The 9,786-nt window shown below is 61.3% G+C and carries 7 protein-coding genes; 5 read left to right on the top strand and 2 right to left on the bottom strand.

Translation table 11 applies throughout. The features are described 5' to 3' along the window. Window positions 1–19 precede the first annotated feature (19 nt). Together GQX66_RS17875 and GQX66_RS17870 are read right to left on the bottom strand one after the other, a co-directional pair. A complete protein-coding gene (locus GQX66_RS17875) occupies window positions 20–3,298 on the bottom strand; it encodes a bifunctional diguanylate cyclase/phosphodiesterase (RefSeq protein ID WP_085747835.1) in 3,279 nt (1,092 codons plus the stop codon). A 68-nt stretch (window positions 3,299–3,366) separates the two neighbouring features. Next, the gene (locus GQX66_RS17870) at window positions 3,367–4,257 is read right to left on the bottom strand and encodes a LysR family transcriptional regulator (protein ID WP_007956444.1); all 891 of its coding nucleotides are present in this window, start codon (window positions 4,255–4,257) and stop codon (window positions 3,367–3,369) included. 140 nt (window positions 4,258–4,397) lie between these two features. Between GQX66_RS17870 and leuC the strand changes: the two genes are divergently transcribed. The 5 genes from leuC (at window position 4,398) to asd (ending at window position 9,603) form a co-directional block, all read left to right on the top strand. Then, entirely contained in the window at window positions 4,398–5,816 is a 1,419-nt protein-coding gene (gene leuC, locus GQX66_RS17865; RefSeq protein ID WP_011333350.1) for a 3-isopropylmalate dehydratase large subunit, read from the top strand. A gap of 11 nt (window positions 5,817–5,827) precedes the next feature. Continuing rightward, on the top strand, window positions 5,828–6,472 hold the full coding sequence (gene leuD, locus GQX66_RS17860) for a 3-isopropylmalate dehydratase small subunit (protein ID WP_007956446.1): 645 nt from the start codon (window positions 5,828–5,830) through the stop codon (window positions 6,470–6,472). Between the two features lie 35 nt (window positions 6,473–6,507). Next, window positions 6,508–7,272 (top strand): class I SAM-dependent methyltransferase, encoded by a 765-nt coding sequence (locus GQX66_RS17855; protein ID WP_240870247.1) that lies wholly within the window; start codon window positions 6,508–6,510, stop codon window positions 7,270–7,272. A gap of 69 nt (window positions 7,273–7,341) precedes the next feature. After that, window positions 7,342–8,424, top strand: coding sequence for a 3-isopropylmalate dehydrogenase (leuB, locus tag GQX66_RS17850; RefSeq protein ID WP_134020722.1), 1,083 nt, complete (start codon window positions 7,342–7,344; stop codon window positions 8,422–8,424). Window positions 8,425–8,490: 66 nt separating this feature from the next. Then, window positions 8,491–9,603, top strand: coding sequence for an aspartate-semialdehyde dehydrogenase (gene asd / locus GQX66_RS17845; RefSeq protein ID WP_003226428.1), 1,113 nt, complete (start codon window positions 8,491–8,493; stop codon window positions 9,601–9,603). Window positions 9,604–9,786 lie beyond the last annotated feature (183 nt).

Raw genomic sequence — 9,786 nt, 5'->3', positions numbered from 1 at the left:
AGCAATCGCAGGTGTCGGGTCATTTCAGCAATCCCTTCAACCCTTCCAGCGGCAACGGCCGGCTGTGCAGATAACCCTGATACAAATGGCAGCCCAGCCCTTGCAGGAAGGCCAGCTGTTCCGGGGTTTCCACGCCTTCGGCGATCACTTCCAGTTCCAGGCTGCGGGCCATGGCGACGATGGCGCGGATGATTTCGGCGTCGTTGGGGTCGGTGGTGGCGTCGCGGATGAACGACTGATCGATCTTCAGCGTGTCCACCGGCAATCGTTTCAGGTAGGTCAGCGATGAATAGCCGGTGCCGAAATCGTCCATGGCAAAACTCACGCCGAGTTTTTTCAGACGACGCATTTTGCTGATGGTGTCTTCCAGATTCTGAATGACGATGCCTTCGGTGATTTCCAGTTTCAGCAAGGAGCAGGGCAGGCCGTGGCTGCTCATGCTGCGCTCGATGCGCTCGACGAAGTCATTCTGGCGGAACTGCCGGGGGCTGATGTTCACGCACAGGCTGAAGGCCAGAGGGTCGATCAGTTTTTCGGCGATCAATTGCTTGAAGGCTTCGCACGCCTCATCGAGGATCCAGGTGCCGACTTCCAGAATCAGCCCGCTGTCCTCCAGCACCTTGATGAATTCGGTGGGCGATTGCGCGCCGAGTTCCGGGTGATTCCAGCGCACCAGGGCTTCGGCGCCGATGATGCGGTTGTCCCGGGCGTCGATTTGCGGTTGGTAGTGCACGTCGAACTCGCCCCGGGACAGCGCCAGGCGCAGGTCGGTCTCCATGCGCAGCCGTTCGCTGGCCGCCTTTTGCATGGTGTTGTGGTACATCTGCGTGGTGTTGCGCCCCGAATCCTTGGCCCGGTACAGCGCAATATCGGCGCGTTTGAGCAGGTCGGTCGGGGTCGAGCCGTGATCGGGAATCAGCGCCACGCCGATGCTCGGCGTCACTTGCAGGCGCTGGCCGTCGAGGAACATCGGCTCTGACAGCAGTTCGCGAATGGTGTCGGCCAGCTCGCGTACTTGCGCGCTGACTTCGTTGCGCGTGCCCTCCAGACCGCTGAGCAACACCACGAATTCATCGCCACCGAGCCGCGCCACGGTGTCTTCCATGCGCACGCTGGCTTCAAGCCGCGCGGTGATGATTTTCAGCACCGTGTCGCCAACCGGGTGACCCAGCGAGTCGTTGATGTGCTTGAAGTGATCCAGATCGAGAAACAGTAGCGCCCCGCGCAGGTTGTGGCGCTTGAGCAGGGCGATCTGCTGGCTCAGGCGATCCATCAGCAGTGCGCGGTTGGGCAGGTTGGTCAGCGGATCGTGATAGGCCAGGTGGCGAATCTGCGCCTCGGCGTTCTTCAGCAGGCTGACGTCCCGGGCGGTGAGCAGCAGACAGGCGGTTTCGTTGAGAGTGATCGGCTCGACCGAGACTTCCACCGTCAGTATCTCGCCGCGCTTGTTGCGCCCGAGCATTTCCTGATGGTGCACGCGGCCCTTGATCTGCAGCTCGGCGAGCAGTGCGGAGCGTTGTTTTTCCTCGGCCCAGATACCGACCTGATACACGGTTTTGCCCACCACTTCGTCGGCGCGGTAGCCGGTGAGGCGGCAGAAACCGTCGTTGACCTCCAGATAGCGTCCGGTGTCGCGCTCGGTGATGGTGATGGCGTCGGGGCTGGAGTGGAACGCCTTGGCGAATTTCTCTTCGCTGGCCTTGAGCGCCGCTTCCGAGCGCTGTTGCTGGGTGATGTCGCGTAGCGTGGTAACGATGCACGGCTGGTTACCGACGCTGATCTGGCGGCTGGAAATCACGCAGGTCAGCGACTGGCCGTCCTTGTGCTGGACGATGATCGCGACATTGCTCAGGCCCTGTTCGCGGATCACCCGTTCGATGCGTTGCAGGCTTTTCGCCGAGGCGTCCCACAGGCCGATTTCTTCGGCGGTGTGGCCGATCACATCGCTGGCGCTCCAGCCGAAGGTCTGGGAAAAGCTGGAGTTGATCTCGATGAATTCCCCGGTTTCCTGGCGCGTGACGCAGATCGGGTCGGGGCTGACCTGGAACAGCGTGGCGAATTTCTCTTCCGAAGCCACCAGCCGTTGTTCGCGCTCGACCTGATCGGTGATGTCCAGCAGGGTGCCGGCCATCCGCAGCGGTACGCCGTTGTCGTCGCGATAGAGGCGGGCGCGGCTTTCCAGATAGCGCGAGCTGCCGTCCGGCAATTGCACGCGGTAAGTCAGCTGATAATTGCCGGCCGGGCCTTCGCGCAGGCTGCGATAGGCGTCGCGCATGCTGTCGCGCTCTTCGCCGGGGACGCCCTCGAAGAACTCTTCGAACGACTCATGGAACGGTTTTGGCTCCAGACCGTGTAATTGCGCAGCGCGGGCCGAGCCGTAGAGCATGCCGCTGGGAATGTGCCAGTCCCAGGTGCCGAGCTGCGCCGAATCCAGCGCCAGGTCGAGGCGTTCCTGGCTGTCTTTCAGGGCATGTTCGGCGGCTTTGCGTTCAGTGGTGTCGAGGAAGGTACTGAGCAGGTACGGCTGGCCTTCGAGTTCGACCTTTTGCGCGCTGAGAATGCCGTCGTGGATCTGGCCGTTGCTGGCGCGGAACTGCACCTCCATGCTGATCAGTTCGCCCTTGGCCTTGGTCTTCTTGACCAGCTCGGCCCGTTGCTCGGGATGCACCCACAGGCCCAGTTCCAGGGTGGTGCGACCGATGGCGCTCTGCACCGGCCAGCCGAACAGGCTTTCGAAATACTGGTTGGCCTCGCTGATCAGGCCGTCTTCCTGACGGGTCAGCAGTACCATGTTCGGGCACAGGTGAAACAGTGTCGCAAAACGTTTCTCCGAACTGCTGAGCGCCTGTTCCCGTTGCCGCTGGTGGGTGATTTCGCGGATCACCCCGATCATTCGGGGGCGACCGTGTTTGTCCGGCAACAGGCTTCCGTTGATCTCCAGCCAGTGCAGGCTGCCGTCGGGCCAGCGGATGCGGTGGTGCATCGCCTGTTCCAGCGGCGCACCGGCAATCACCGCGTGGAAGGCGCGGATGGTTTTCGCCCGGTCTTCCGGCGGCAGCAGGTCAAGGTATTCCAGGTCTTCGGGCAGCGGTTGCCGCGGATCGAAGCCGAACAAGGCCTGAGTGCCTCGCGACCAACTGATCTGCCCGCGCTCGATGTCCCAGTACCAGGCGCCGAGGCGGGCACCGTTGAGCGCCGCGAGCAATTGCGGCGCGCTCTCCCAGCTCTGCTCGGATCGCCGTGGATCAATGGCCTGAATACGCGGCATCGGCGGAATACGGTCAACAGATTTCGGCATTGTTAAGGGGCCTTGAGCTGATTTGGGCGTTAGGCACAGGGACGGCAGCTCTATAGGAGTAGCACAAGTTAGCCGAGAGTCCCTGGCAGATCGATTTGAGCGTCCAGCAGGGCCATAAACGCCCGTGCAGCATTCGACAGCGTCCTTTCAGTGTGCAGGATATAGCCTAGCTGGCGACTGAGCTGTATGCCCGGTAAAGGTATGCGCGCCACCTGTTCATCGAGCATCGTGCGCGGCAAAACGCTCCAGGCCAAGCCGATCGACACCATCATCTTGATGGTTTCCAGGTAGTTGGTGCTCATGGCGATGTTCGGCGTCAGGCCCTGAGCCTCGAACAGCCGTTGGACAATATGGTGAGTAAAGGTGTTGCCGCCGGGGAAAACCGCCGGATGGCCGGCAATGTCCGCCAATGTGACGGCGCCGTTGCTTATCAACGAATGTTCCGGGGCGACCACGAAATCCAGCGGGTCATCCCAGACCGGCGTGGCTTTGACCAGCGTATGCGGCTCCGGCGCCAGGGTGATGACCGCCAGTTCCGCCCGGCCATGGAGAATTTCTTCGTAGGCCACTTCCGAGTCGAGGAACTGAATATCCAGCGCCACCTGTGGGTAGCGGCGGGTGTATTCCCTCAATAAGGGCGGCAAGCGGTGCAGGCCGATGTGGTGACTGGTGGCCAAAGTCAGTCGACCGGTGACTTCACCGGTCAGGTTGGTCAGGGCGCGACGGGTGTCATCGAGCACGTTGAGAATCTGGTAAGCCCTTGGCAGCAGGGCCCGGCCCGCCTCGGTCAGGCCTACTTCACGACCGAGCCGGTCGAACAGCCGCACATTCAATTGCTGCTCCAGCCCGGCGATGCGTTTGCTGATCGCCGGTTGCGTCAGGTGCAGCCGTTCACCGGCACCGGAGAAGCTTCCGGTCTCGGCAATCGCGATAAAAGCATTGAGGTTGGCCAGGTCCATGTTTGTATTCCAGTTGGTTATCCAAAGCATAAAAAATATGAATTTGAGTTATTTAATCTAACCCCATAGGATCGGCCTCACAAGCCAAAGGGTTATTGATAAGCCCAGGGCATAGAAACAAGCTGATGAGGAACCGTCTGATGGCCGGCAAAACGCTCTACGACAAGCTCTGGGATTCGCATTTGGTCAAGCAGCGCGACGATGGCTCGGCGCTGATCTATATCGATCGTCACATCATTCACGAAGTGACCTCGCCGCAAGCCTTCGAAGGCCTGCGTCTGGCCGGGCGCAAGCCGTGGCGCATCGATGCCAACATCGCCACCCCGGACCACAACGTACCGACCACCCCGGAGCGCAAGGGCGGCATCGAAGCCATTGCCGACCAGGTCTCGCGTTTGCAGGTTCAGACCCTCGACGACAACTGCGATGAATACGGCATCGTCGAATTCAAGATGAACGACGTGCGTCAGGGCATCGTTCACGTGATCAGCCCGGAGCAGGGAGCGACCTTGCCGGGCATGACCGTGGTCTGCGGCGACTCGCACACCTCGACCCACGGCGCGTTCGGCGCCTTGGCTCACGGGATCGGCACCTCCGAGGTCGAGCACGTGCTCGCTACCCAGTGCCTGGTCGCCAAGAAAATGAAGAACATGCTGGTGCGCGTCGAAGGCCAGTTGCCGTTCGGCGTGACCGCCAAGGACATCGTCCTCGCGGTGATTGGCAAGATCGGCACCGCCGGCGGTAACGGCCATGCCATCGAGTTCGCCGGTAGCGCGATCCGCGATCTGTCGATCGAAGGCCGCATGACCATCTGCAACATGTCCATCGAAGCCGGTGCCCGCGTGGGCCTGGTGGCGGCGGACCAGAAGACTGTGGATTACGTCAAGGGTCGTCCGTTCGCACCGAAAGGCGCCGAATGGGATCTGGCGGTCGAATCCTGGAAAGACCTGGTGTCCGACGCCGACGCGCATTTCGACACCGTGGTCGAGCTCGACGCCACGCAGATCAAGCCGCAAGTCAGCTGGGGCACATCGCCGGAAATGGTGCTGGCCGTTGATCAGAACGTGCCGGACCCGGCTAAAGAGATGGATCTGGTCAAACGCGACTCGATCGTCCGCGCCTTGAAATACATGGGTTTGACCGCCAATCAGGCGATCACTGACATTCAGCTCGACCGCGTATTCATCGGCTCCTGCACCAACTCGCGGATCGAAGACTTGCGCGCTGCGGCGGTGATCGCCAAGGGTCGCAAGGTTGCGTCGACCATCAAGCAGGCCATCGTCGTGCCGGGCTCGGGTCTGGTGAAGGCGCAGGCCGAGGCCGAAGGTCTGGACAAGATCTTCCTCGAAGCCGGTTTCGAATGGCGTGAGCCGGGTTGCTCGATGTGTCTGGCGATGAACCCGGACCGTTTGGAGTCCGGCGAGCATTGCGCCTCGACGTCCAACCGTAACTTCGAAGGCCGTCAGGGCGCCGGTGGCCGTACCCACCTCGTCAGCCCGGCCATGGCCGCTGCGGCGGCAGTGAACGGTCGTTTCATCGACGTTCGTGAATTGATCTAAAGGAGCGCAGCATGAAAGCTTTTACCCAGCACACTGGTCTCGTCGCGCCTCTGGATCGTGCCAACGTCGACACCGACCAGATCATTCCGAAGCAGTTTCTGAAGTCGATCAAGCGCACCGGTTTCGGTCCGAACCTGTTTGACGAGTGGCGTTACCTCGATGTGGGTCAGCCCTATCAGGACAACTCCAAGCGTCCGCTGAACAAGGAATTCGTGCTCAACGCCGAACGTTATCAAGGCGCCAGCGTGTTGCTGGCCCGCGAGAACTTCGGTTGCGGGTCCAGCCGTGAACACGCGCCATGGGCGCTGGAAGAATACGGTTTCCGTAGCATCATCGCACCGAGCTATGCCGACATCTTCTTCAACAACAGCTTCAAGAACGGCTTGCTGCCGATCATCTTGAGCGATGCCGAAGTCGACGAGCTGTTCAAGCAAGTCGAGGCCGCGCCGGGCTATCAGTTGCAGATCGATCTGCACGAGCAGACCGTGACCAGCCCGAACGGCAAGGTCTACCGCTTCGAGATCGACGCCTTCCGCAAACACTGCCTGCTCAACGGCCTGGACGACATCGGCCTGACCTTGCAGGACGGCGATGCGATTGCCGCGTTTGAAGCCAAACATCGCGCGAGCCAGCCTTGGTTGTTCCGCGACGCGTGAATCTGAAAGGTTGAAACCCAGAAAAGGACGTACCCATGACCAGCACCGCCCACAGTCAGGTTGTACAAAAGCAATTCGGTGAACAGGCCGCCGCCTACCTGAGCAGCGCCGTTCACGCTCAAGGCACTGAATTTGCGCTGCTGCAGGCTGAACTGACGGGGCAGGGCGAGGCTCGGGTGCTGGACCTGGGTTGCGGCGCCGGGCACGTGAGTTTTCACGTCGCCCCGTTGGTGAAAGAAGTGGTGGCGTACGACCTGTCGCAGCAGATGCTCGACGTGGTCGCCGCCGCTGCCGTTGATCGCGGCTTGAGCAACGTGTCCACGGTCAATGGCGCCGCCGAGCGTCTGCAGTTTACCGATGGCGAATTCGACTTCGTGTTCAGCCGCTATTCGGCGCACCATTGGAGTGACCTCGGCGTGGCCTTGCGCGAAGTGCGTCGTGTGCTCAAGCCGGGCGGCGTGGCGGCGTTCATCGATGTGCTGTCGCCGGGCAGTCCGCTGTTCGACACCTATTTGCAGAGCGTCGAAGTGCTGCGCGACACCAGCCATGTGCGCGATTATTCGGCCGGTGAGTGGTTGCGCCAGGTCAGCGAGGCCGGTCTGCACACCCGCAGCACCACGCGTCAGCGCCTGCGTCTGGAGTACAACAGCTGGGTCGAGCGCATGCGCACACCCGAAGTAATGCGCGCCGCGATCCGCCAGTTGCAGCAATCGATGGGCAACGAAGTGCGCGAATATTTTGAGATTGAAGCCGATGGTTCGTTCAGTACAGATGTACTGGTGCTCTGGGCTGAAAAGTAATCCTGAAACGATAAGTATTTTTCCGGGCGCGCCAGTCGATGGCGCACCGACTGAAGACACGAGGAAAGCATGAGCAAGCAGATTCTGATTCTCCCAGGCGACGGTATTGGTCCGGAAATCATGGCCGAAGCGGTCAAGGTGCTGGAGCTGGCCAACCACAAGTACAGCCTGGGCTTCGAGCTGAGCCATGACGTGATCGGTGGTGCCGCCATCGACAAGCACGGCGTGCCGCTGGCCGACGAAACCCTCGACCGCGCTCGCGCTGCCGATGCCGTTCTGCTGGGCGCCGTGGGCGGCCCGAAATGGGACACCATCGAACGTGACATCCGCCCTGAACGCGGCCTGCTGAAAATCCGCGCGCAACTGGGCCTGTTCGGCAACCTGCGTCCGGCGATCCTGTACCCGCAACTGGCCGACGCTTCGAGCCTGAAGCCGGAAATCGTTGCCGGCCTGGACATCCTGATCGTCCGTGAGCTGACCGGCGGCATCTACTTCGGCGCGCCGCGCGGTACCCGTACTCTGGAAAACGGCGAGCGCCAGTCTTACGACACGCTGCCGTACAGCGAAAGCGAAATCCGCCGTATCGCCCGTGTCGGTTTCGACATGGCCCGCGTGCGTGGCAAGAAACTGTGCTCGGTGGACAAGGCCAACGTACTGGCGTCCAGCCAACTGTGGCGTGAAGTGGTCGAGCAGGTCGCCAAGGATTACCCGGACGTTGAGCTGAGCCACATGTATGTCGACAACGCCGCGATGCAACTGGTGCGTGCACCGAAGCAGTTCGACGTGATCGTCACCGACAACATGTTCGGCGACATCCTGTCCGACGAAGCGTCGATGCTCACCGGCTCCATCGGCATGCTGCCGTCGGCCTCGCTGGATGCCAACAACAAGGGCATGTACGAGCCTTGCCACGGTTCGGCGCCGGACATCGCGGGCAAAGGCATCGCCAACCCGCTGGCGACCATTCTGTCGGTATCGATGATGCTGCGTTACAGCTTCAATCTGCACGAAGCGGCGGATGCCATCGAGAAAGCGGTCAGCGTGGTGCTGGATCAAGGTCTGCGCACCGGCGATATCTTTTCGACCGGTTGCACTAAAGTCGGTACGCAGGAAATGGGTGACGCAGTAGTCGCCGCGCTGCGGAATCTGTAATCTCTCGGGCCCGCTGCGAAATTCAATACAAAGCAGCGGCCCACTTTTCAAGAAGGTGTAGTTGCGATGAAACGTGTAGGTCTGATCGGTTGGCGCGGCATGGTCGGTTCCGTGCTCATGCAGCGGATGCTGGAAGAGCAGGATTTCGATCTTATCGAGCCGGTGTTTTTCACCACTTCCAATGTCGGTGGCCAAGGCCCGTCCGTGGGCAAGGACATTGCTCCGCTCAAGGACGCTTACAGCATTGAAGAGCTGAAGACCCTCGACGTGATCCTGACCTGCCAGGGCGGCGACTACACCAGCGAAGTATTCCCGAAGCTGCGCGAAGCCGGCTGGCAGGGTTACTGGATCGACGCGGCCTCGAGCCTGCGGATGAACGACGACGCCGTGATCATCCTCGATCCGGTCAACCGCAAGGTCATCGATCAGCAGCTCGACGCGGGCACCAAGAACTACATCGGCGGCAACTGCACCGTCAGCCTGATGCTGATGGGCCTGGGTGGTCTGTTCGAGGCCGGTCTGGTCGAGTGGATGAGCGCCATGACCTATCAGGCGGCCTCTGGTGCCGGCGCGCAGAACATGCGTGAACTGATCAAGCAGATGGGCGCGACCCACGCCGCTGTCGCCGATCAACTGGCCGATCCTGCCAGCGCGATCCTCGACATTGACCGTCGTGTGGCCGAAGCCATGCGCAGCGACGCGTACCCGACCGAAAACTTCGGCGTACCGCTGGCCGGCAGCCTGATCCCGTGGATCGACAAGGAACTGCCGAACGGCCAGAGCCGCGAAGAATGGAAGGCCCAGGCCGAGACCAACAAGATCCTCGGTCGCTTCAAGAGCCCGATCCCGGTCGACGGCATCTGCGTGCGCATCGGCGCCATGCGTTGCCACAGCCAGGCGCTGACCATCAAGCTGAACAAAGACGTGCCGATCGCCGACATCGAAGGGCTGATCAGCCAGCACAACCCTTGGGTCAAACTGGTGCCGAACAACCGCGATATCAGCATGCAGGAGCTGAGCCCGACGAAAGTCACCGGCACCCTGAACGTACCGGTTGGTCGTCTGCGCAAGCTGAACATGGGTTCGCAGTTCGTCGGTGCTTTCACCGTCGGCGACCAACTGCTGTGGGGCGCGGCCGAACCGCTGCGTCGCATGCTGCGGATCCTGCTTGAGCGTTGATCGCTTGATGCAATGAGAGAACCCGCGCCTCGCAAGAGGCGCGGGTTTTTTTGTACCTGTTGATCGTTCCCATGCTCTGCGTGGGAATGCAGCCATGGACGCTCCGCGTCCGCTCTTCGCGGCGGGCGCGAATTGCCTGCGTGCGACTCACCCGGTAAAGTGCCGCTCCCCCCGTTTCGCCAG

The organism is Pseudomonas sp. B707, from assembly GCF_022496685.1.
Lineage (GTDB): Bacteria > Pseudomonadota > Gammaproteobacteria > Pseudomonadales > Pseudomonadaceae > Aquipseudomonas > Aquipseudomonas paraglycinae.
Note: the sequence above shows the minus strand (reverse complement) of the source record. Positions and strands in the feature narration are given on the sequence as shown.

Coding starts and splice junctions, on each gene's coding strand:
- GQX66_RS17855 (WP_240870247.1), top strand. CDS start 6,508: ATGACCAGCACCGCCCACAGTCAGGTTGTACAAAAGCAATTCGGTGAA.
- leuD (WP_007956446.1), top strand. CDS start 5,828: ATGAAAGCTTTTACCCAGCACACTGGTCTCGTCGCGCCTCTGGATCGT.
- GQX66_RS17875 (WP_085747835.1), bottom strand. CDS start 3,298: ATGCCGAAATCTGTTGACCGTATTCCGCCGATGCCGCGTATTCAGGCC.
- leuC (WP_011333350.1), top strand. CDS start 4,398: ATGGCCGGCAAAACGCTCTACGACAAGCTCTGGGATTCGCATTTGGTC.
- leuB (WP_134020722.1), top strand. CDS start 7,342: ATGAGCAAGCAGATTCTGATTCTCCCAGGCGACGGTATTGGTCCGGAA.
- asd (WP_003226428.1), top strand. CDS start 8,491: ATGAAACGTGTAGGTCTGATCGGTTGGCGCGGCATGGTCGGTTCCGTG.
- GQX66_RS17870 (WP_007956444.1), bottom strand. CDS start 4,257: ATGGACCTGGCCAACCTCAATGCTTTTATCGCGATTGCCGAGACCGGA.